General features: G+C 68.2%; 20 protein-coding genes and 1 pseudogene. 12 read left to right on the top strand and 9 right to left on the bottom strand.

Going from position 1 to position 21,456, the window contains the following annotated elements; translation table 11 throughout:
* Positions 1–18 precede the first annotated feature (18 nt).
* Genes ACIRCZ_RS17625 through ACIRCZ_RS17615 form a run of 3 tightly spaced genes read left to right on the top strand, consistent with a single transcriptional unit; the run spans position 19 to position 2,756 of the window.
* Positions 19–621, top strand: a complete 603-nt coding sequence (locus ACIRCZ_RS17625) for a TetR/AcrR family transcriptional regulator (RefSeq protein WP_055889204.1) — start codon at positions 19–21, stop codon at positions 619–621.
* A gap of 25 nt (positions 622–646) precedes the next feature.
* The gene (locus ACIRCZ_RS17620) at positions 647–2,272 is read left to right on the top strand and encodes an MDR family MFS transporter (protein WP_402855351.1); all 1,626 of its coding nucleotides are present in this window, start codon (positions 647–649) and stop codon (positions 2,270–2,272) included.
* Positions 2,273–2,324: 52 nt separating this feature from the next.
* Positions 2,325–2,756 carry a hypothetical protein gene (locus tag ACIRCZ_RS17615; RefSeq protein ID WP_402855348.1) on the top strand — a complete coding sequence of 144 codons (432 nt, stop codon included), beginning with the start codon at positions 2,325–2,327 and terminating at the stop codon, positions 2,754–2,756.
* Here ACIRCZ_RS17615 and ACIRCZ_RS17610 read toward each other — a convergent pair.
* Positions 2,689–5,128 (bottom strand): annotated as a pseudogene (locus ACIRCZ_RS17610) (HAD-IC family P-type ATPase). The gene ACIRCZ_RS17615 and the pseudogene ACIRCZ_RS17610 overlap by 68 nt on opposite strands.
* Positions 5,129–5,243: 115 nt before the next feature.
* On the opposite strand from ACIRCZ_RS17610, the gene ACIRCZ_RS17605 reads away from it, so the two are divergent.
* Complete coding sequence (locus ACIRCZ_RS17605; protein WP_402855345.1) at positions 5,244–5,444, top strand: hypothetical protein; 201 nt, start codon at positions 5,244–5,246, stop codon at positions 5,442–5,444.
* A 4-nt stretch (positions 5,445–5,448) separates the two neighbouring features.
* Here ACIRCZ_RS17605 and ACIRCZ_RS17600 read toward each other — a convergent pair whose 3' ends face one another.
* The 4 genes from ACIRCZ_RS17600 to ACIRCZ_RS17585 form a co-directional block, all read right to left on the bottom strand.
* On the bottom strand, positions 5,449–6,690 hold the full coding sequence (locus ACIRCZ_RS17600) for an MFS transporter (protein ID WP_402855342.1): 1,242 nt from the start codon (positions 6,688–6,690) through the stop codon (positions 5,449–5,451).
* Positions 6,691–6,846: 156 nt separating this feature from the next.
* Positions 6,847–7,626, bottom strand: a complete 780-nt coding sequence (locus tag ACIRCZ_RS17595; protein ID WP_402855339.1) for a lysostaphin resistance A-like protein — start codon at positions 7,624–7,626, stop codon at positions 6,847–6,849.
* 162 nt (positions 7,627–7,788) lie between these two features.
* Complete coding sequence (locus tag ACIRCZ_RS17590) at positions 7,789–8,403, bottom strand: GNAT family N-acetyltransferase (RefSeq protein WP_402855336.1); 615 nt, start codon at positions 8,401–8,403, stop codon at positions 7,789–7,791.
* A gap of 55 nt (positions 8,404–8,458) precedes the next feature.
* The gene (locus ACIRCZ_RS17585) at positions 8,459–9,484 is read right to left on the bottom strand and encodes an aldo/keto reductase (protein WP_402855333.1); all 1,026 of its coding nucleotides are present in this window, start codon (positions 9,482–9,484) and stop codon (positions 8,459–8,461) included.
* 179 nt (positions 9,485–9,663) lie between these two features.
* Between ACIRCZ_RS17585 and ACIRCZ_RS17580 the strand changes: the two genes are divergently transcribed.
* The 3 genes from ACIRCZ_RS17580 (at position 9,664) to ACIRCZ_RS17570 (ending at position 11,436) form a co-directional block, all read left to right on the top strand.
* Positions 9,664–10,278, top strand: a complete 615-nt coding sequence (locus ACIRCZ_RS17580) for a TetR/AcrR family transcriptional regulator (protein WP_402855330.1) — start codon at positions 9,664–9,666, stop codon at positions 10,276–10,278.
* A 115-nt stretch (positions 10,279–10,393) separates the two neighbouring features.
* Positions 10,394–10,960: a TetR/AcrR family transcriptional regulator gene (locus ACIRCZ_RS17575; protein ID WP_402855327.1), complete on the top strand. Its 567-nt coding sequence runs from the start codon at positions 10,394–10,396 to the stop codon at positions 10,958–10,960.
* Positions 10,961–10,962: 2 nt separating this feature from the next.
* A complete protein-coding gene (locus ACIRCZ_RS17570) occupies positions 10,963–11,436 on the top strand; it encodes a hypothetical protein (protein ID WP_402855324.1) in 474 nt (157 codons plus the stop codon).
* A 54-nt stretch (positions 11,437–11,490) separates the two neighbouring features.
* Here the strand turns inward: ACIRCZ_RS17570 and ACIRCZ_RS17565 are convergent, their stop codons facing one another.
* Entirely contained in the window at positions 11,491–13,854 is a 2,364-nt protein-coding gene (locus ACIRCZ_RS17565) for an arylsulfatase (RefSeq protein ID WP_402855321.1), read from the bottom strand.
* Positions 13,855–13,943: 89 nt separating this feature from the next.
* Positions 13,944–14,066: a hypothetical protein gene (locus ACIRCZ_RS17560; RefSeq protein WP_402855318.1), complete on the bottom strand. Its 123-nt coding sequence runs from the start codon at positions 14,064–14,066 to the stop codon at positions 13,944–13,946.
* Between the two features lie 758 nt (positions 14,067–14,824).
* On the opposite strand from ACIRCZ_RS17560, the gene ACIRCZ_RS17555 reads away from it, so the two are divergent.
* Positions 14,825–15,850 (top strand): AraC family transcriptional regulator, encoded by a 1,026-nt coding sequence (locus ACIRCZ_RS17555; RefSeq protein ID WP_402855315.1) that lies wholly within the window; start codon positions 14,825–14,827, stop codon positions 15,848–15,850.
* A gap of 53 nt (positions 15,851–15,903) precedes the next feature.
* Positions 15,904–16,578: an alpha/beta hydrolase gene (locus tag ACIRCZ_RS17550; protein ID WP_402855312.1), complete on the top strand. Its 675-nt coding sequence runs from the start codon at positions 15,904–15,906 to the stop codon at positions 16,576–16,578.
* Here the strand turns inward: ACIRCZ_RS17550 and ACIRCZ_RS17545 are convergent, their stop codons facing one another.
* On the bottom strand, positions 16,579–16,938 hold the full coding sequence (locus ACIRCZ_RS17545; protein ID WP_402855309.1) for a hypothetical protein: 360 nt from the start codon (positions 16,936–16,938) through the stop codon (positions 16,579–16,581).
* Positions 16,939–17,260: 322 nt separating this feature from the next.
* Here ACIRCZ_RS17545 and ACIRCZ_RS17540 point away from each other — a divergent pair, with 322 nt between their 5' ends.
* Together ACIRCZ_RS17540 and ACIRCZ_RS17535 are read left to right on the top strand one after the other, a co-directional pair.
* Complete coding sequence (locus ACIRCZ_RS17540) at positions 17,261–17,728, top strand: SRPBCC family protein (protein WP_402855306.1); 468 nt, start codon at positions 17,261–17,263, stop codon at positions 17,726–17,728.
* A 189-nt stretch (positions 17,729–17,917) separates the two neighbouring features.
* Entirely contained in the window at positions 17,918–18,967 is a 1,050-nt protein-coding gene (locus ACIRCZ_RS17535; protein ID WP_402855303.1) for an LCP family protein, read from the top strand.
* A gap of 30 nt (positions 18,968–18,997) precedes the next feature.
* Here ACIRCZ_RS17535 and ACIRCZ_RS17530 read toward each other — a convergent pair whose 3' ends face one another.
* The gene (locus ACIRCZ_RS17530) at positions 18,998–19,894 is read right to left on the bottom strand and encodes a LysR family transcriptional regulator (protein ID WP_402855300.1); all 897 of its coding nucleotides are present in this window, start codon (positions 19,892–19,894) and stop codon (positions 18,998–19,000) included.
* A gap of 108 nt (positions 19,895–20,002) precedes the next feature.
* Here ACIRCZ_RS17530 and ACIRCZ_RS17525 point away from each other — a divergent pair, with 108 nt between their 5' ends.
* A complete protein-coding gene (locus ACIRCZ_RS17525; protein ID WP_402855297.1) occupies positions 20,003–21,382 on the top strand; it encodes an MFS transporter in 1,380 nt (459 codons plus the stop codon).
* The last annotated feature ends 74 nt before the right edge of the window (positions 21,383–21,456 follow it).

Raw genomic sequence — 21,456 nt, 5'->3', positions numbered from 1 at the left:
AGTGCAAGAATGCACTCTATGCCCGACAGTGCAACCTCCATCCGCGAGCGCCGCAAGGCCGAGACCGCTCGCGGGCTCAAGGATGCGGCCCGTCGCCTGACCATCGAGCGCGGGCTCAGCGGCTTCACCATCGAGGAGCTGTGCGAGGAGGTCGGCGTCTCGCGGCGCACCTTCTTCAACTACTTCGCATCCAAGGAGAACGCCATCATGGGCGTGCCCGTCGACGCGGACGAGTCCGGAGCGGCGGAGCGGTTCGCCGCCGCTGGTGCGCGCGGCTTCGGCCACCTGATCGACGACCTTCTCGAACTGCACCTCGACCGGTGGGCGTTCGGCGGCATCACCGCCGAGGAGGTCCACCAGCTGTTCACCGCGTTCGAGCGCGAGCCGCGTCTGCTGCATCACATGCTGGAGCTTGCGAGCAGGGGCGAGCGCGACGACATCGAGCTGGTCGAGCGCAGGGAAGGGCTGCCGGCAGGCGACCTCCGTGCCGCTGCCGCCGTGCAGCTCGTCGGCGCTGTGCTGCGCGCGAGTGCGGAGGAGTTCTTCCGCACCGATGACGGAGACGACTTCCCTACCCTCATGCGACGTCGGCTCGACGCCGTCCGCGACCTCTTCGCCTGACCGACCTCACCACCGAACGGACCACATGACCGCCATCGCCCCTGCGCCGATGCTGCTGACCAAGCGGCGCATCTGGATCATCTTCAGCGCCCTCATCGCCGGGATGCTGCTCTCCAGCCTCGACCAGACCATCGTGTCGACCTCCATGCCGACCATCGTCGGCGACCTGGGCGGCGTCGAGAACCAGGTGTGGATCACCACCGCGTACATCCTCGCCACCACCATCGTCATGCCCGTATACGGCAAGCTCGGCGACGTCATCGGGCGTCGTTGGCTGTTCATCATCGCCATCGCGGTCTTCACCGCCGCATCCATCGGCTGCGCCTTCGCGTCCGACTTCTGGATGTTCGTGGTGTTCCGCGCGATGCAGGGCCTGGGCGGAGGCGGGCTGATGATCCTCTCGCAGGCGATCATCGCCGACATCGTCCCCGCCAACGAGCGCGGCAAGTACCTCGGGCCGCTCGGCGCGATCTTCGGCCTCTCGGCCGTCGCTGGCCCGCTGCTCGGCGGCTTCTTCGTCGACCACCTCACCTGGCAGTGGGCGTTCTACATCAACATCCCCGTCGGCATCGCCGCGTTCGTGATCGCGCTTCTCGCCCTCAAGCTGCCGAGCAAGCGGGCGACGCAGCCGATCGACATCCTCGGCATCCTGTTCCTGTCGATCGCCACGACCTGCCTGATCTTCTTCACCGACTTCGGCGGCGACAAGACGCACGGCTGGGGTTCGCTCGCGACGTGGGCCTGGGGCATCGGGATGCTGCTGGCAGCGGTCGCGTTCGTCATCACCGAGGCGAGGGCGAAGGACCCGATCATCCCGCTCAGCCTGTTCAAGAACCCGATCTTCATCAACGCGACCGCGATCGGCCTCGCGCTGGGCATCGGGATGTTCGCGGCCATCGGCTTCGTCCCCACCTTCCTGCAGATGTCGTCCGGCACGTCCGCGGCCGCATCCGGGCTGCTGATGATCCCGATGATGGTCGGCCTGATCGGCACGTCGATCCTGTCCGGCGCCGCGATCACCAAGACGGGGCGATACCGGCTCTACCCGATCCTCGGCACGATCATCACCGGCATCGCCATGGTGTGCATGACGACGCTCGCCGCATCGACGCCGATCTGGCTGATCTGCGTCTACCTGTTCGTCTTCGGAGCCGGTCTCGGCCTGATCATGCAGGTGGTCGTGCTCGTGGTGCAGAACGCGGTCCCCGCCGCGCAGATCGGCACGGCGACCTCCACGAACAACTACTTCCGCGAGGTGGGAGCCGCGCTCGGCACCGCCGTCTTCGGCACCCTGTTCACCACGCGCCTCACCGAGAACCTGACCGACGTGTTCACCAAAGCGGGCGCCTCGCCGTCCGACGCGGCCGGGGCGACGGCCACGCTCAGTCCCGAGGCGCTCAACGCGCTGCCGGATGCGGTGCACACCGGCGTCGTGAACGCCTACGCGGACGCGCTCGCCCCGGTGTTCTGGTACCTCATCCCGTTCATCGCGGCCGCCTTCCTGCTCGCTCTCTTCCTCAAGCAGATCCCGCTCTCCGACCAGGCGGGACTCGTCGCCAGAGGCGAAGCCATCTCCGGCGAGGAGGCGGAACGGCTCGAAGCGGAGCAGCGCGGCCGGGTGCAGCCGGAAACGGAGCGGCTGACTCCTTAGCGCGCGGCGCGCATCCTGTTATCGTCGGTGCATCCGGCGAAGGGCGGGCGACGTGCCACGAGTGGGGACCGAGCGGCGGTCTGGCATCCCGATCGAGCTCACGATCAGCGTGATCCTGAGCTATCTGGTCGGTGTGCTGCAGATCCTGGCCGGGATCGCGCTGATCTTCGTGCGCTACGCGGACGGGCTCACCGCTGTGGAGCGGACGGTGGTCACCATCGTCGGCGCCTGCACGATCCTGCTCGGGCTGCTGGTGTGCGCGCTCGCGTCAGGACTCACCCGCGCCAGACGGGATGCACGGCTGTTCTTGACCATCCTGATCTCGATCACCATCGCGCTCGGGATCGTCGTGCTGGTCTCCGACGGAGAGGTGACCGCTTTCCGCATCGCCGACCTGGCGATCTCGGCGGCGGTGATCATCGTGCTGTGGACAGGGCGCGTCGCTCGCTCCTTCGCACATACCGCCGATGAGCGAACCGGATGATCTCGATCAGTGCGACGCTCACCGCGGAGAAGAACAGCACCAGCGCTGCCGTCACGATCGACGGGTCCACCAGCACCAGGAAGTCCCTGGCGATCGGCACGGAGTAGACCAGGATCAGCCCGATCATCATCGAGCCGATGATGAGGATCTTCCAGCCGTCGATCGGCCGGGACAGCACCACGAGCACCCACAGTCCGACGATCGTCAGGATGAGCGTCGAGCCGGTGCGCAGCTCCGCCTCCGGGATGCCCGCCTGCGTCGCGGACCACGAGTACGCGAGCAGCATCAGCGCGATCACCGCGCCGGCCGGGGCGGCGAACGAGAGCGAACGCGCGAGGAAGCCGGGGATGTAGCGCCGCTTGTTCGGCATCAGCGCGAGGAAGAAGCTGGGCAGGCCGATCGTCAGACCGTCGATGACGGAGAGCTGGCGCGGCAGGAACGGGAACTGCAGCAGGAACACGCCGAATAGCACCGCGAGCGCCGTCGCGTACGCGGTCTTGGTGAGGAACAGCATCGAAACGCGCTCGATGTTCGCGATCACCTGCCGCCCTTCCGCCACCACGCTCGGCAGGTGGGAGAACCGGCCGTCGAGCAGCACGATCCGGGCGACGGCCTTGGTGGCTGCCGCACCGGACTCCATCGCGATGCCCATGTCGGCCTCTTTGATGGCGAGGGCGTCGTTGACCCCGTCCCCCGTCATCGCGACCGTGTGGCCCGCCGCTTTGAGGGCGACGACGATGGCCTTCTTCTGGTCCGGCGTGACGCGGCCGAAGACGATGTGCTGCTCGAGCACCCTGGTGAGCTCGGCCTGGTCGTCCGGCAGCGAGCGGGCGTCGTAGCCGTCCGGCGCGTCCAGCCCCACCTGTCTGGCGATGGCGGCGACGGTCTGCGGGTTGTCTCCGGAGATCACCCGCACGCCGACGCCCTGCTCGGCGAAGTAGCGCAGGGTCTCCGCCGCGTCCGGCCTGATGCGCTCCCGGAAGGTGAGCAGCGCCACGGGGACCAGGTCGTCCGGCAGCCGCTCGTCGTCTCCCAGCGGCTGCGCGCTGTACGCGAGCACGAGGGTGCGGCGGCCGGAGGCGGCGAGCTCGGCAGAGCGGCTCGAAAGACGGTCGTCCGGGAACACCATCTCCGGGCCGCCGAGCACCCAGCTTCCGGGGGGCATCCGCCGAACCGGGAGCATCCGCCGAACCGGGGGTATCCGCAGCCGCGAACGACACGGCGCTCCACTTCCGCGCCGACGAGAACGGGATGCGCCCCGTCGGCGCCCCGTCGACCGGATGCGCGTACTCGGCGACCAGGCAGCGTGCGGTCGCGTTCGCATCCGGTTCCGTGCCGTACCAGGCGAGCACCGACCGCCAGCCGCGCGGTTGCGTCTCGGACAGCGGGTGCTCTGCGTCGAACTCGATGTCGCCCTCGGTCAGCGTGCCGGTCTTGTCGAGGCAGATCAGGTCGACGCGGGCGAGCCCCTCCACCGCCGCCAGCTCCTGCACGAGCACCTGCCGGCGCGCCAGCTTCACCGCGCCGACGGCGAACGCGATGCTCGTCATCAGCACCAGGCCGAGCGGGATCATGGCGACCACGGCCGCGATCGTGTTCACGGCCGCTTGGCGCCAGGCGCCCGTCGAGAACGTCTCGGCCGACCAGCCGCCGAGCGCGATCACCTGCGCGTTGAAGACGAGCAGCGCGATCGGGCCGACCACCCAGGTCACCCAGCGGAGCACCCTGTCGATCGACGAGCGCAGCTCGCTGGCGACGAGCGAGAACTTCTTGGCCTGCGCAGACAGCTTGTTGGCGAACGAGTCGGCGCCGACCTTGTCGACCTGCGCTCTCCCCTCCCCCGCCACGACGACGGACCCGGACAGCACCTCGTCGCCCTGCACCTTGTCGATCGGGTCGGACTCGCCGGTCAGCAGCGACTCGTCGAGCTGGAAGTGCCCGGCCTCCACCACCCGCGCATCCGCGGGAACCTGGTCTCCCGCCCGCAGCACGAGCAGATCGTCGAGCACGACGTCCGCGACGGCGATCGATGCCTCCGCTCCGTCGCGCAGCACGCGCGCGTTCGGTGCGTGCAGCACGGCGAGCCGGTCGAGTGCGGCCTTGGCACGGAACTCCTGCACAGACCCGATGACCGTGTTGGCGATGGCGCTCAGGCCGAACAGCGCATCCTGCCAGTGGCCGAGCACCAGCAGCACGAGGAAACAGGCGGCGATGATGCCGTTGAACAGGGTGAGCACGTTGGCCCTGACGATGCTGCCGACGCTGCGGCTCGCATCCTGCCGGAATGCGTTCGTGCGGCCGTCCGCAACCCGCTCCGCCACCTCGGCCGAGGTCAGGCCGAGGCGTTCGTCTGTCGCGATCCCGTCCGGCATTGCTCCCCCTCACCGAGCGAATCGGGCGCGCCCCGTGTGCAGAATGCTAACCGGTCGCCTTCCGGCCTCCAAGATCCGCCGACCGCGCGCGTCCCGACAGGTCTAGGGTGAGGCCATGAAGCGCAGTTGGCCGTTCGTCGTCCCCGGCGTGATCCTCGGTCTCGTCGGCCTGGTGTGGACCCTGCAGGGTCTCAACGTGCTGCGCGGCTCCGCCATGAGCGGGTCGTCGCTCTGGGGGACCATCGGCCCGATCCTGCTCGTGATCGGTCTCGTGCTGATCATGGTCGGCGTCGTCCGGAGCAGACGCGCGCGGTGACCGGCTAGAGCCGTCGTCCCGTTTCCGCCACGACCCGCCGGTGCAGCACCAGGAGTCCTGCCGAGGCGACCAGGGCGAGCGCAGCGGGGACGACGAACACCAGAGGCAGCCCGATCGTGCCGGCCCCGATCCCGCCCGCGAGGCCACCCAGCGCCGAGCTGAGGGCGGGGGCCGTGATGAAGATCGCCGACGCCGTCGCGATGGCACTGGGGAGCAGCCGCTGCGCCACGATGATCCCGAGCCCGGCGAACACACCCCACACGCCGCCCATCAGGATCTGGCCGGCGAAGAGCCCGACCGCCGTCGCTGTCGTTGCGAAGAGCAGGTTGGCGCCGACGCCGAAGAGCGCGCCGACGACCATGAGCGGCAGCATCCCTGTGCGCCGGGCGACGACGACGGCCACCGGCATGAGTGCGAGCTCGACCAGGGGCTGGATGCCGATGATCGCGCCGCTGAGCGCGCCGGGGAAGTGGAGCTGATCGTTCATGTAGATCGGCAGGTAGGCGTACTTGATCGGCTCTCCTGCGTAGACGAGCACATACAGGCCGGTGAAGACGAGCAGCGGCAGCATCGCCCGTACAGGGACGTGCGACCGCGCCACGGTCGCGGCGGACTCGTGCGTGTCTGTGGTGGGGACCGCATCCACTCGTTCGCGCAGCGTTCCGATGGGCAGGAGCTGCGCGATGGTGCAGACCGCCGTCGCGATCAGGGTCACCCGCAGGCTCGTCTGCGCGGCGAGGTACGACCCGGCGACGGGACCGATCACCCAGCCGAACGTCAGTGCCATACGGACGATGGAGACCACTCCGTCGCCGACCGGGGTGGGGGCGGCAGCGAGCTCGTCGTGGATGGCGGCGAACAATTGCGATGCCGCTGCTCCCGCGAAGCCGAGGATGACGGCGCTGACGACGAACGGCATCCAGAGCTGACCGGAGAACGCGATGGCGAGCCAGCCGACGCCGCCGGCCACCGCGCACAGCCGGAACAGCCCGAGCCTCCTGCCCATGCGGTCGGAGCGACGCCCGATCAGGTAGCCGGCGACGGGGGCAGTGAGATTGGTGAGGTAGTACAGCCCGGCGACGGTGAGCGAACTGCCGAGATCGTTGACGAGGAACTGCGCGATCTGCGGTGCGGCGGCCGACGTGCCGAGACCGGACAGGAAGAGCGCGAGCGTCGCGCCGCGATACAGGGGGCTCTGCAGCACGACCCGCAGGGCGGATGGGCTGCGGGTGAGCTGGTCGGTCATCGAGGTGCGTCTCCGTTGGCGTGGTGAAAAACCGTTAAGTGGATGGTTTTCTGCGATGCTATGCGCTCTGCCCGGTGGGCGCAAGCGCGGGCGCAAGCGCGTGCGCAAGCGCGTGCGCGCGTGCGTGCGTGACGGTCGTGGCCGCGACGGAACCGCTCAGGCGGCCAGCCTGGCTTCGGACGCCCCCACATCCACCGGCTTCTCGTCCGTCCCCGTGATCACCCAGTACACGACCGCCAGCGCGAGCAGGCCGACCACGGGGGCCAGGATGTTCGCAATTGCTGGACCAACGGAGGCATGGCCGACCGCGAAAACCGAGACGTCCCACAGGCCGTGCAACAACATCGCCCAGATCAGCGAACCGGTGACCCGCCGCACGATGTAGAACGCGGTGCCGGACGCGAACGCCATCAGCACCTGGACGAGCGTGCTGCCGATGGGCGCGCCGAGCGCTGCGTTGACCAGGTGCATCCCGCCGAACAGCACGCTGGAGATGAACCACACCCAGCCCTCCGGCAGGCGCGAACGGAACGCCGTGAGCACCAGACCCCGCGTCATGAGCTCCTCGTTGAAGCCGACCAGGATGCCCAGGGCGACCAGCGCGAAGATGAACGACGCGTCGAACTTCGACCAGTCCGTGTTGACGAGGTTCGCGAACGCGACCAGGAGCATCACGATCGGCACGAAGATGGGCCACTTGTGGTGCGAGCGCTTCCGCTCGAAGAGTGCAGGCCGCCACCAGCCGAGGAGGGAGGTGGTGATCGCGAGCAGCACAGCGGCCGCGGCGAGGTCGACCACCGCACCCTTCCAGGTCTCCTCCGCCGTGGCGCCGATGCGGGTGTACGGAACGCCCATCAGCTTCGTGACAAGGAAGATCACGACGACGTAGCCGGCCCAGATGACGAAACCCATCCAGTGTCGAGGGTGGATGCGCATGGAGTGGTTCCTTCCCAGGTGTGCCAGTGTCACGTGTCGCGTCGCCCCGTCCGGTACCGGAACGGATTCAGACTAGCGCGCGGGGTCGGCGCACGAACTGGGCTGACCGAGGCACTTGGCTCCCGGCTCTCGGCTCCCGGCTCCCGGCTCCCGGCTCCCGGCTCAGCCGAAGACCAGAAACCTCCCCGGCTTCTGCGGCTCGACGAGCTCGAACCGCAGGGCGAGATCGGTGCGCCGGATGAGCTCCACCTGCTGCGCGAACAGCTCACTCACGACGAAGATGACCTTCTCCGCATCCCACTCGTCCGCGAACCAGGCGCGCAGCGCAGCGAGGAGTCGATCATCCATCGCCGTGGCCATCCTGCTCCGCCGCACCCAGAAGTAGACGACGAGGTCCACCTCCACCCACGCGTCGTCGCCGACCGGGGTCACCGTGGCCTTCGTGAGGAACGATGCTCCGGTGGGGAAGACGTAGACGCAGCCGAGGCACTCTCGCCCGGCCGGGTCGAGCACCGTGTACGTGAGGGCGCGCCGGTCATTGTGGCGCGCTTCGAGTCCGGCGAGGTCGTCGCGGTTCGCCTCCACGGTGAAGTCGTCCTCCGGCCAGCTCGACTGCTCCCAGAGCCGCAGCTCGTCCCGCGTCTCCATCAGCGCGGCGTGATCGTTCGCCGCGTCGCCCGCCACGATCGGGCGGAGGACGAACTCCGTCGTCGTCAGCCCCGCGGGGACACGTCCGGTCACGTGCGCGTCCGACGCGGGGCTCTGCTCATCGTTCACCGTCGAATTGCACCACCGGACGCGGCGCAGCGCAACTCTCCTCCCCCGCGTGAGCTCACGCCGCGGAGCGCTCCGCGACCGGCCGGCGACGCAGCGAAGGGTCGCCGACCTCCGGCCCGCGGTAGACCATGTCCATCGCGCCGATGCTCTCGCCGGGCGGCACGATCGCGTCGATCCGGTCGAGCACGTCGTCGGACAGCGAGACCTCCATGCCCGCGAGCGTGTCCTCCAACTGCTCCATCGTGCGCGGCCCGGCGATCGCGGAGGTGACACCCGGATGCGCGATGACGAACGCCATGGCGAGGTGCGTCAGCTTCACGCCGGACTCGTCGGCGAGTTTCACGAGCTCTTCGACGGCCGCCAGGCGGCGCTCGTCGCGGAAGTGGCGCATCCCGGTCCTGGTCGAGCGGAAGTTGTCGTTCTCCTGGCCTGCCCGGTATCTGCCCGTCAGCGTTCCGCCGGCGAGCGGACTGTAGACGAGCGTGCCCATCCCGTAGCGTTCGGCGACAGGCAGGATCTCGCGCTCGATCTCGCGGTCGAGGATCGAGTAGTTCGGCTGTTCGGTGCGGAAGCGCTCGAAACCGCGCCGTTCCGCCATCCACTGCGCCTCGACGATCTCCGATCCGCGCATCGAGGACGAGCCGATCGCGCGCACCTTCCCCTGCCGGACGAGGTCGGTGAGAGCGGAGAGCGTCTCGTCGATGTCCGTCTCCGGGTCTGGCCGGTGAAGCTGATAGAGGTCGATGTGATCGGTCTGCAGGCGTCGGAGCGAGCGCTCGACCGCCTGCACGATCCAGCGACGGGATGCGCCGCGGTGGTTGATGTCGTCGTCGACGGGGCCCCAGAACTTGGTGGCGAGCACGACATCGTCGCGGCGGCCCTTGAGCGCTTCGCCGACGACCTCCTCGGAGTCTCCGTAGCGGTCGGCGGTGTCGACGAAGTTGATTCCTGCGTCGAGTGCCCTGTGGATGATGGCGATGCCCTCCTGCCGGTCGGGGTTGCCGAGGGAACCCAGCATCATCGCTCCGAGAGCGTACGGGGTCACCTTGATGCCGGTGCGGCCGAGTGTGCGGTACTGCATGGTGCCTGCTCCTTGTGTGTGCGTTCGAGTCGGATGCCCGTGGTGCCGGAGGCGGTCGGTGCCCTAGAATCGAGCAACCGGAACATCACTCCGGATAGCTTCCGTCCGACTAAGCGGAACGTTGTTCCGTTTAGTTTCACTCTACGGGGAACAGCGTTCCGATCACAAGAGGGACCTGTATGCCGACCTCCGCCACCACTGCCGACCACGCGGCGCAGCCCGAGCGTCCAAGGATGCGCGCCGACGCCCGCCAGAACGTCGACGCCCTCGTGCTGGCGGCGAAGGCCGTGTTCGCCGAGTCCGGCGTCGATGCCCCCGTGCGGTCGATCGCCGAGCGCGCCGGGGTCGGCGTCGGAACGCTCTACCGGCACTTCCCCCTCCGCTCCGACCTCATCTCCGCCGTCTTCCGGCGCGAGATGGACGCGTGCGTCGACGCGGCCACCGAGATCGAGGGGAGCTATCCGCCCGGAGAAGCGCTCGACAGGTGGATCATGCGCTACACCCAGTTCGTCGCCACGAAGCGCGGTCTCGCCGCCGCCCTGCACTCCGGCGACGCGGCGTACGAACCCCTCGCCGAGTACTTCTCCACACGCCTCGCGCCGACGCTGGCGCGCCTGCTCGCCGCCGCGACCGCATCCGGGGACGTGGTGCAGAGCGTCGACCCATCGGAGTTCCTCGGCGCGGTCGCGAACCTCTGCCACGGTGGAGGTCCGGCATCCACCGAGGGGTCCGGCCAGGCCGAGCGGATGGTGCGCCTGCTGCTCGCGGGGCTGCGGACGTCGGACGGCGACTGACAGCGGCGACGGACAGCGACGACGGACAGCGACGACCAACCGTTGCACTGCCTCTTGCGTTCGGGAACTAACGGCGTTAGTTTAACTAACACCGTTAGTCGACGATTGGAGTGACATGCCCACCCCGCTCTCACGCACACTGATCCTTGACACAGCCCGGGCCATCCTCGACGCAGAGGGCGAGACCGCCCTCTCGATGCGGACGATCGCGGCCAGGCTCGATGTCAAGGCCGCGTCGCTGTACAACCACATCGGGAGCAGGCACGAGCTGCTGCAGGAGACGGTGGATGCGATCGCCGGCGAGGTCATGGCGACCCTGGATCCGACAGACGACTGGCGGACGATCCTGACCACGCTCGCCGACCGGCTCCGCGAGACGCTGCGAGCGCATCCAGGATCGACGAAGGTCGTTGCGACGGTGAACATCTCACCCGCCCTCGCGCAACGGATGGCCGACGACTTCGGGCCGCCGCTGGCGCGCGAGCTGCGCACGACGGTGGAGCACGCCCTCCTCACGGTGCAGTCGCTGTACGTGCTGGTCGTCGGCCTCGCGCTCGCGGAGTTCGGCGACGTGCCGAACGCGCCGGTCGCATCCCGCGACTTCTACGACACCTGGTTCGGCATCGCCACGACGACCTTCCTCGACGGGATCGCCGCACAGCTCGCGACGGGAGGCGAGTAGCCGTGGTCATCGCCGCTGTCGTCGTCCTGCTCGCCGCCGACGTCTACTTCGTCGTCACCACCCTCGTCGACCTCGCGCCGCTGAACAATGTGCGCGCAGCCACCCGGAGGGAACGCGCGACCGAGGTCGCCATCAACGGCCCGATCATGCTCCTCCCCGCGATCCTGGTCGGCCTCGCCGGCGTGTTCGCAGCCCCCGTCCTCGCGGTCGTCGGCGGCGCGATCGAGACCATCGTCGTTGCCGGCGGTCTCCTGCTCTGGTGGCTGCCGTACCTGGCGAGCATCACCGTGCCGTGGGCGACGGCCGGGACAGCGGACACCTGGGAGCAGCTTCACGCCCGCACATACGCGCGGACGATCATCGCGCTCCCCCGCATCGGCGACCGGCCGCGGCCCAACCTCGAGCACATGATCCTGCACGCGCTGCTGCTCGCCGGGGCGATCCTGGCATTCATGGCGGCTGCCGCGATCGGCTGAACGGCACGCGACCGCCGCGCGTCTTCACCGCGCGACGGCCGCGTGACGGCGCCGCTACTGCCGCGTCATCGCGATCTGCATCTGGTGCTCCGGGTCGATCAGGTGATCGTGGCTGTCATCCCCTGCGTCGAGACGGACCCAGGCGATCCTGCCGGTGAAGCCGTTGCCCGCCGGGCCGTAGTCGCTGGAGACCGGCGACGCGAGATCTTCGCCGATGTCGACCGTCTCGTCCATCGAGAAGAAGAACGGCAGAGTGCGCTCGACGGTTCCGGCCGCGAGCACGGCGTCCCCGTCCGAGATCGTGACCGCGCCGCCCTTCCCGAGGCCGCCTCCCTCGTATGCGAAGTGCACGACCAGCTCGTGGTCTCCCGGTGCCAGCGCGTCGTCCGACCTGGTGAAGTCGGTCTTGATCCCCATGATGTTGTACGCGAACGCCGGCTTCCCGTCTGTGACGTACACCGACCATCCGCCGTATGCGCCGCCCTGGGCGATGATCACGCCACTCGCGCCACCATCCGGGATCGTCAGCTTCGCCGTCACGGTGAACGACTTGTTCTTGACGTTCACCACCGAGTTCTCGCTGAGGCGCTTCATTCCGGTGTAGAACGTCTGCGAGGTGCCCTGGACGAGCGTCGGCCGGCCGGCGAGCTCCGCGTTGAAACGTTCGGCAGAACGGATGTCGAGCGGTAGGACGTTGAAGCGTGCCGCCTGGATGAGGAAGAGTCGCTGGAGCTCCGCCAGCCGCTCCGGCTCCTGCGCGGCGAGGTCGTGGGACTGGGTCCAATCCTCCTCCACGTTGTAGAGCTCCCAGACGTCCTCGTCGAGTCCGTGGTCCGACGAGAGCCACGGCTTCTTGTGCATGGCGACCGCGGTCCATCCCTTGTGGAAGATGGCCCGGTTGCCCAGCATCTCGAAGTACTGCGTGGTGTGCTGCTCGTCGGCGTCTGCTGAGTCGAAGCTGTAGTTCATCGGCGTTCCCTCGTACGGGCGCTGGGTCACACCGTGCACCGTCGACGGCTCCGGGATGCGGGCAGCGGCCAGCACGGTCGGGGCAACGTCGATGACGTGGGCGAACTGGTTGCGGATCTCTCCGCGCGCGGCGATCCCCTTCGGCCAGGAGACGATCGTGCCGTTGCGGGTGCCGCCCCAGTGCGAGGCCACCTGCTTCGTCCACTGGTACGGGGTGTCCATCGCGTGCGCCCAGCCGATGGCGTAGTGGTTGTACGAGCGGGGCGTGCCGAGGTCGTCCTTGTGGGCGATCTTGTACGCGTCGTCCTCCATCTCGGTCATGTGGTTGATGGTGAACGCCTCGTTCGTGGTGCCCGTCATCGTGCCCTCTGCCGATGCGCCGTTGTCGCCGATGATCACGTAGACGAGGGTGTTGTCGAGCTCGCCGATCTCCTCGAGCGCATCCAGCAGCAGGCCGACGTGGTGGTCGGCGTACTCGAGGTACCCGGCGTAGACCTCCATCTGGCGGGCGAGCACCGGCTTCAGGTCGTCGCTCATCTCATCCCACGCGGGGATGCCATCGCTGCGAGTTGTGAGCGTCGCACCCTCTGGGACGACGCCGAGTTCCTTCTGCCGCGCGAAGGTCTCCTCGCGGATCGCATCCCAGCCCTGGTCGAACGCGCCCGCGTACTTGTCCGCCCACTCCGGCGGAACATGGTGCGGCGCGTGCGTCGCGCCTGGGGCGAAGTAGGTGAAGAACGGCTTGTCCGGTGCGAGCGACTTCTGCTGCTTCGTCCAGACGATGGCCTTCTCCGTCATGTCGGCCATGAAGTGATACCCCTGCTCCGGCGTGCCCCACGGCTCGACAGGAATGGTCCCTTCGTAGATCGCCGGGTACCACTGGTTGGTCTCTCCGCCGATGAAGCCGTAGAAGTACTCGAAGCCGCCGCCGGGGGTCGGCCAGTGGTCGAACGGCCCGACGGCGCTCGACTCCCACACGGGCACCTCGTGGCATTTGCCGAACTGGGCGGTGTTGTAGCCGTTCAGCCGGAGCGTCTCGGCCAACGGAGCGCAGTTGTTGGGCCGCAGCGAGTTGTAGCCCGGCGCGCTGGTGGCGATCTCGGTGATGCCGCCCATCCCCACGGTGTGGTGGTTGCGGCCGGACAGCAAAGCTGCGCGGGTCGGCGAGCACAGGGCGGTGGTGTGGAAGCGGGTGTACTTGAGCCCCTGAGCGGCGACCCGCTCGAAATTGGGCGTGTGCACAGGGCCGCCGAAAGCACTCGACGCCCCGAATCCGGTGTCGTCGATGAGGACGACGAGCACGTTCGGAGCGTCTGCGGGAGGAAGACCGCGCTGGATGGGCGGATAGTGCGTATCCGGGTCGGTGGCGTCGTAGGTGACCGTCCCGGTATAGGCCAGATCCGGGATCGGGAGGGTCGAGCGCTGTACGGAATCCTGTTCTCTTGCCACGTGTCCATCTCCTCATCGCAGGGTGGTGCCATGTGCTGCCGACGCTACTCGACGGAGACGGGGCTGAGTAGGGGGAAGATTCCGGGCGGTCAGTGCGGCCAGAACCCCGCCAGCAGCAGGAGCCGTGCTGCACCGTCGAGGGGGCGCTCGCCCTCCTCGGGGTGCTCCTGGCATTCCGCCGGGTCTCCCCGGCGGCTCTCGTGTTCGCTCATGCCCATACGTCGAACGAGCCGAGGCGGAAACGACATCCGGGTCGATAGGTGCGGGACCGTGCGCCCGTCCGGCCCGCTCCGACCTTCGCACGGTTATCGCAGTGAGGCGACGACCGCGAGTGCAGAGATCAGTGCGGCCAGGACGATGAGCACGGTGAGGGATGCCCGGTTGCGCATCGACCACGCCCGCACCCGTCCAGCGTGCGAGCGCGCGTGCGCCGGGCGACGGGACCGTCCTCGAACGAGTCCGGCCAACCGACTCCGGCGTGGTTGCTCGGTTGCGGTGCCGGTCGGGCGATCCTCTGCGCGATCGCGGCGCGTGGTCTGCAGGAATTCGACGAACCCGCATCGCGTGCAGCTGGACAGGTACTGGTGGACCGCGAGACCGACCCCGTAGTACGGGTTGACGACGACACGGGCGCGCGACCCGCACTGTCTGCACCACTTCGGTCTCGTCGGAAGACTCGGCTGATTCATCGAACACCGCTCGCTCGATGACGGCGGGGCTGGTCGCGAGGACTCATTGTCATCCTTCGGCTCGTTCGTCGCCTGCGGTGGTGCGGGCCGCGACGATAGGGGAAACGGCGGCCTTCTCCACCCGAAGGAGAAGGCCGCCGCACATCGTCGTGCAGATCTGCGTCGACACGAATCACCGTATGCGGGGGCCGGAACGACGGATATCCGCCAAGCGCGGACGTGTATCCGCTTTGCGCAGCGCTCGATTCTGGAGCCAGACGAGCGACGCATAGAATCGCGTCATGCGAGCGAACGCGGCCGAAATGTTCCGCGGCCGGCGTATCGTGTCGAGCCGGGGAATCGAGCAGACCAAAGAAGCGCTGACGAACGTGTTCCTCCCCGTGGACTTCCCCGCTGCGCGCGCATCCACGCCTGTCGCCATGGAGCTCAACGCCCTCAGGGTTGGTCGGGTCACCTGCGGGTACATGCGGTTTCAGAACGCCGTCCAGATCGAGACCGCCGAGGCAGAGCACTTCCACATCGACATCCCGACGGGCGGCCGGGCCAGGATGCGCGCAGCACACGGCACACCGATCTACGGGACGCAACAGACGGCCGGGGTCTTCATGCCGGGGAGATCGGTGGAACTCGACTGCAGCGAACGGTTCGCGCAGATCTCTCTGATGATCCCGCGCGACCAGCTCCAGCTCGAACTCGAGAACATGCTCGGCACGACGCTCGCACGGCCGCTCCAGTTCACGGCTGAGCTCAACCTGGCGAGCCCCGGTGGTCAGCTCATGATGCAGACCCTCCAGCTGATCGACCACGCCTCCGACGTGGCGGAGGGACCGCTCTCCCACCCGCTGGCGCTGCAACGGCTGGAGCAGGTGCTGATGCACAGCCTCCTGTTCGCGCAGCCGCACAATTACTCTGCTCTCCTGGCGCGACCGTCAGCCGCCCCTGCCGCCCGGCCGGTATCGCAGGCGGTGGAACTCCTGCGCAGCAGCCCGGCGCATCCGTGGACCGTCGGAGAACTGGCCGCAGCGGTCTCGCTGAGCGTGCGCAGCGTGCACGAGGGCTTCCGCCGGTGCCTGAACACCACCCCGATGGCCTACCTGCGGCAGGTGCGTCTCGAGAAGGTGCGCGAAGAACTGCTCGCGGCATCGCCGGACACGGCCGGCGTGACCGAGGTGGCCACCCGCTGGGGCTTCGTGCACCTGGGCAGATTCGCCGCCGCATACTGTGCTGCGTTCGGCGAGCGCCCCTCCGAAACGTTGCGGTCGGCGCGCACCCGTGCGACGGGCGCCGGCAGGCCGGGCGCACAGTAGGTGGACCCGGGCCCGACGAACGGCCAGGTATCGACGAACCCGAAGGAGAGATCGTGCACGACGTTGTTCCCATCGATGAGGAGGCCGTCCTGTGGTCCGCCCCTGAGGGGGAGCGCGCCGACCGTCCGCTCGTCGTGCTCCTGCATGGTTTCGGCCACGACGAGACCGACTGGGCACAGCATTTCGACTCGATCCCACCCGGAGCCGTCGGCGCATCGCTGCGTGGGCCGGCCGCCACCGGTCGGGGATGGGCGTGGGCCGACTTCAGCGGCCAGAAATTGCGCATGGCGCAGGGGAACAGGGCCATGTCCGCGGTGGCCCGTGGTGTCGCCGGATGGATCGCACGCCAGGATGCGAGCTCTGTCTCGCTCGTCGGGTGGTCCCAGGGCGGAGCGCTGGCCTTGCACCTGCTCCGGAAGAGCCCGAGCGCGTATGTGTCGTGCGCAGTCGTCGCCGGGTACGTCTGGGATCGGACGCCCCATGCCGGCGTCAAGCGAGCGCGCCCGAACGTCTGGTACGGGCTCGGCGACGGCGACGACGTGATCGCCCCTCGCCTCGCCGGCTCATCGCGACGCTGGCTGGCCGACCACACCGATGCGGTGATCGCCGACCTCGAGGGCGAGGACCACGGGCTGTCACGCGCCTTCGCGCGACGGGCACTCCTGTACACCGGCGAACAGCTCGCCCGTGAGCGAGCCGAGGCCCCAGCGTCCGGCGTGGAAGGCTGATCAGGAGGGAGCGGAACTCCCAGCGCCGTCGGAAACGATCGGATGCGGTGCCGTGCGGTCCTCCGGGAGCCCCCACAACGGCTGGCCCTCCCCCGCATCCAGGAGGAACTCGACCGCCGTCGTCCACAGGGGCACGACCTTCATCGGCGGGATGTCTTCCTCGCCAGGAAAATGCGTCGCGAAATGCACCTCCGGCTCGCCCTTGACCGGATCAGCCGCCGCAACCAGTCCGTAGTATCGCTCGTCGTCGACGACCCGCCAGCGTCCGGTCTTCCCGTGCTCTGGTTCAAGCCGCACCGTGTAACCGCCATAGGCGAAGTCCGGCCCGGGTGGGAGGGAAGCGCGCTCGTCGTTGTTCATACCTGTGTTGTACGGCGAGAAATCGGCGAAGACAACTAGTTCACTTGCCTAGTGAAGTGGAGTAAGGCACGCAGCGACCACAGGGCGGGGACCCTATCCAGCAGAACGCATGTGCCGCCCGGAGCCACCGGCGCGGGGGCGTCGGCCGAAGGCCCCGATTGTGACTACTGCTCCGATGAAGCCAAGGCCGCCCGCAGCGGCAGTGTCGGATTGCCGGGAGGCCGTGCGCCGCATCATCGACTCGTGAAGTCAAGGCCCTGCGTCCTGCCGCTGCCCGGCCTATCGTCCGGCGTGACCATAGAAGGCAGCGAAAGGAGCAGCGATGACTGCAGTGACCACGTCCATCGACGTGAACGTGCCGGTCTCGACCGCGTACAACCAGTGGACCCAGTTCGAGTCCTTCCCCCAGTTCCTCGACGAGGTCGAGGAGATCCGCCAGGTCAACGACACGACCAACCACTGGCGCGTGAGGATCGGCGGCGTCGAGCGCGAGTTCGACACGGTCATCACCGAGCAGCTTCCGGACGAGCGCGTCGCGTGGAAGTCCGTCGCCGGCGACACCGAGCACGCGGGCGTCGTCACATTCCACCGGCTGTCCGACGCCGAGACGAAGGTGACCGTCCAGCTCGAATGGGCGCCCTCCGGCGCGCTGGAGAAGCTGGGCGCTGTGTTCGGACTGGACGACCACGCCGTCAAGAAGGATCTCGAGAACTTCAAGAAGTTCGTCGAGTCGCAGGGCACCGCGTCCGGCGCCTGGCGCGGCGAGGTCGACCGCGGGGAAACGGCCTGACCCGTTCTCCGCGTGTACCCCTGGCGCCCCCGCGAATTGGGGGTACCAGGGGTACAACTTTGTCCTCATTTATGAGGACAAATGGGGTGGGGCAAGCGTACCTTCGAACGTAGATGAGAATTCCTCATCTCACCCGTTGTTTGGGCGGATACATGAGACGCTCCTCGTGGAGTGCCGGAGACGGCCATCATGATCTCGCATGCTGGACACCTTGAACCCCACTGGCACGGCCGCGCCGCGCAACCACGGCGCCGCCGGTCGGCGCTCTTCATCGCGCTGATCGCTTTCCTCAGCGTCCTGGCCGTGGCGGGCGGCGCGATCGTCGGCGGCGGCCTCCTCTACGCCGGAAGCGTCGCCTCGACCTTCAGCTCGACCGTCAAGCACATCCCGAACGCCTTCCCACCGGCGGCGACGCGCCCCGTCGCCGTCTCGACCGGAGCGATGAACATTCTGCTCATCGGCTCCGACTCGCGGGGCGACCCGACGACCATCGGTGCGACCGGCACTTCCAACCAGCGTTCCGACACCCTGATGCTCGTGCACATCGACGCCGACCGCCGGAACGTCTATGTCATGTCGATCATGCGCGACCTGTGGGTCCAGATCCCCGGCAACGGAACCGCCAAGATCAACGCAGCGCTCGCCTGGGGCGGCACACCCCTGGTGGTCCAGACGGTCGAGCAATTGCTCGGCACCCCGATCGACCACGTGGCGATCATCGACTTCCAGGGGCTCGCCGGGATGACGGATGCGCTCGGTGGCGTCGACGTCGACAGCCCCGTCGGATTCACCACGGTCCTGAAACCGCACTACACGTTCGTGAAGGGCATCAACCATCTCGACGGCTCGCAAGCGCTCGCCTTCGCCAGGGAGCGCTACGCCTTCCCCACCGCCGACTACCAGCGGGTCGCCGACCAGCAGGCGCTCATCAGGGCCATCGTCAGCAAGGTCCTCAGCCGGTCGACGCTCGCCGACCCGGCAGCCATGACCGCCTTCGTGGGGGCGATGGGCAGGTACCTGAGTGTGGACGAGAAGTTCGACGTCCCGACCATCATCGGACTCGCCGCCAGCATGCGGCTCGATGGCGCATCCAGCATCCACACGTTCACAATGCCCACCGGGGGAACCGGCACCTCGGCCGACGGCCAGTCGATCGTCAACGTCGATCAGAACTCGCTCTCCGCGCTGCGGACGGCATACGCCCACGACCAGCTCGGAACACTGGCCCAGACGCAATGACCCGTCGGCGCCCGACGTCGCCCGCTGCCGTCAGCGCGGTGGTCCGCTCCGTCCCACGGCGGCGTAGAGAAGGTCCCGCACGCCCGGCTTGACCTCACGATCGGGGCGCCAGATGAGTCGAAGCGACAGGTCCGGCGCCGGCACCTGCAGCCGGACCAGGGCACCTGCTGCGAGTTCGTGCTCGATCGCGAAATCGGGCAGGAGGGCGACACCCATGCCCTGAGCGGTCCACGCCTTCGCGATGGCGAGGCTGCCGGCCTCGATGCGTTGAGCCCCTGGTCGAGCGATGCGGTTGCAGGCGAGCCAGAACGAGCAGTTCGGATTGTTGCCGATGAACGGGTGACCATCGAGGTGCGCCGACGAGGAGACCTGGGCGGATGCCAGCGCGTGCGACGGAGCGACGACGACGGACAGGGCGACGGATTCGAGATCGAGGTGGGTCAGGTCGTCCTGCGGCGGTTCGAACCCGAGGTCGCCGATCCGATCCCCCAGGTCGAGGAGCAGCCCAGCATCTACCCGACCGCTGGTGACATCGCTGAGAAGCTCCGCACGGCTGGTGCGAGACGACGTCTGCGTCACGACGCCGGGGCGGCGATCGGCAAGTCGGCGAAGCATCTGGGGAACATGGATCGCCATCAGGGTCTCCAGCGCGGCGAGGTGGACTTCGATCGGACTCGACGTGACATCGCGTCGGGCTGCGTCCGCGTGATCCAGCAAAGTTCGCGCCCAGCCGAGCAAACGCTCCCCGGGCGCCGTGAGCCGCATCCCTCGCGGCCCGCGCTCGAACAGCATCACCCCGAGCGACTCCTCGAGAGAGCGCACCTGCTCAGACACGGAGGACGGCGCGCGGTTCAGCGCGATCGCAGCCGCGCCGACGGTGCCCTCCCTGGCCACCACCTTGAAGGTCCTCAACTGCTTCAGCTCCACCGCGTCTCCGTTCGGATATTCCGAAGGCAGCATACGGGATCGGCGGTCGCCCGACCGCGCCGGAGCGAACACGATGGCACGGGTCACCGGTTGAGAGGGAGGATGACGATGGCATCGCACATCGAACGGCTGTCGGACGTCGGCACTGCAGCGAGAGTCGAGGGAAGAGTCCGTGCTCTGATGGGCCTGTCCCTCGGCTATTTCATGGTGTTGTTGGACACCACCGTGCTCTCCGTCGCTGAGCCGGACATCGCCTCGTCACTCCACGCGTCGATCGGCGGGCTGCAGTGGGTGGTCGACAGCTACACGATCACGCTCGCCGCGTTCCTCCTCTCCGCCGGCGCGGTCGCCGATCGCATCGGACCGGCCCGGATGTTCCGGTTCGGTGTCGCCGCGTTCGGAACGCTCTCTCTCCTGACAACCTTCGCGCCCTCGGTCGGCGCTCTGATCGCTTTGCGGGCTCTGCTGGGCGTCGTTGCGGCGGCCTGCATCCCGTCGTCGACGGCCATGATCGCTCAGCTCTACCCCCAGCAGCGCACTCGCGCTCGCGCCCTGGCCGTGTGGACGGCGATCAGCGGCGTCGGCCTCGCATCCGGACCACTCGTCGGTGGAGTCCTCGTCGGCGTCGCCGGGTGGAGAGCGGTGTTCGTCATCAATGCGCCCGTCGCCATCGTCGTGCTGCTTCTGGTTGCACACCGTGGCTTCGCCAGCGCTCGGGCGAGGCGCCCGATCAACGTTGCCGCGCAACTCCTCGCGTGCGCGTCGCTCGCCTCACTCAGCGGCGCGCTCATCGCACTCGGCGGAGGCCGAGCGTCTGTCGCAGCGCCTCTGCTCGTCGCAGCCGTCTGCTGCGTTGGGACACTGGTCGCTGTCGAACGCCGCAGCGCGCACCCGGTGTTCGTGCCCGCCATTCTCCGAGCGCGCGGCGTTGGCGCCGGCCTGCTCGCCGGAGGGGTCGTCAATTTCGCGCTCACCGGTGTGATCTTCGCCATACCGCTGGTTCTCGCTGCGCAGTTTCGGCTGGCACCGATGAGCATCGGGCTGTTCCTTCTCGCGCTCACCATCCCCTGCGCGCTCAACCCCCTCCTCACGGGTTACCTCGTCGCGCGCCACGGAAGCAGGCCGCCCATCGTCGGAGGGCTGGCACTGGTCGCCGTCGGGCCTCTGCTACTGGGCTTCTGCATTGCAGCCGGGCTTCCGCTCGTCGTATTCGCTCTGGGACTCGCCGTCACAGGGTTCGGGATCTCGTTCGCGCTGCCCGCGTTGGTGTCTGCCGTGCTCGGCGCGGTGCCGGCGGATACCGCGGGCAACGCCAGTGGTCTCCTGAACGCGGTGCGTCAGATGGGTGCGACGATGGGCGTCGCCGTCATGGGCGCCACCCTTGCGACGCCTCCCCTCGCCGTCGGCGGGGCCAGTGCGATCTTCATCGCCGCCGCTCTCGCTGCAGTCGGTTGCATCGTCTACGCCGTCCTCACTCGACCGAAGTGATCCAGCCACCACATCCCGTGGGCGGGGACTCTTACGACGCGCTCTGTCACCGGACTAGGCTGTCGTCCGTGATG

It is taken from the genome of Leifsonia sp. NPDC102414, assembly GCF_044765685.1.
Taxonomy (GTDB): Bacteria; Actinomycetota; Actinomycetes; order Actinomycetales; family Microbacteriaceae; genus Leifsonia.
Note: the sequence above shows the minus strand (reverse complement) of the source record. Positions and strands in the feature narration are given on the sequence as shown.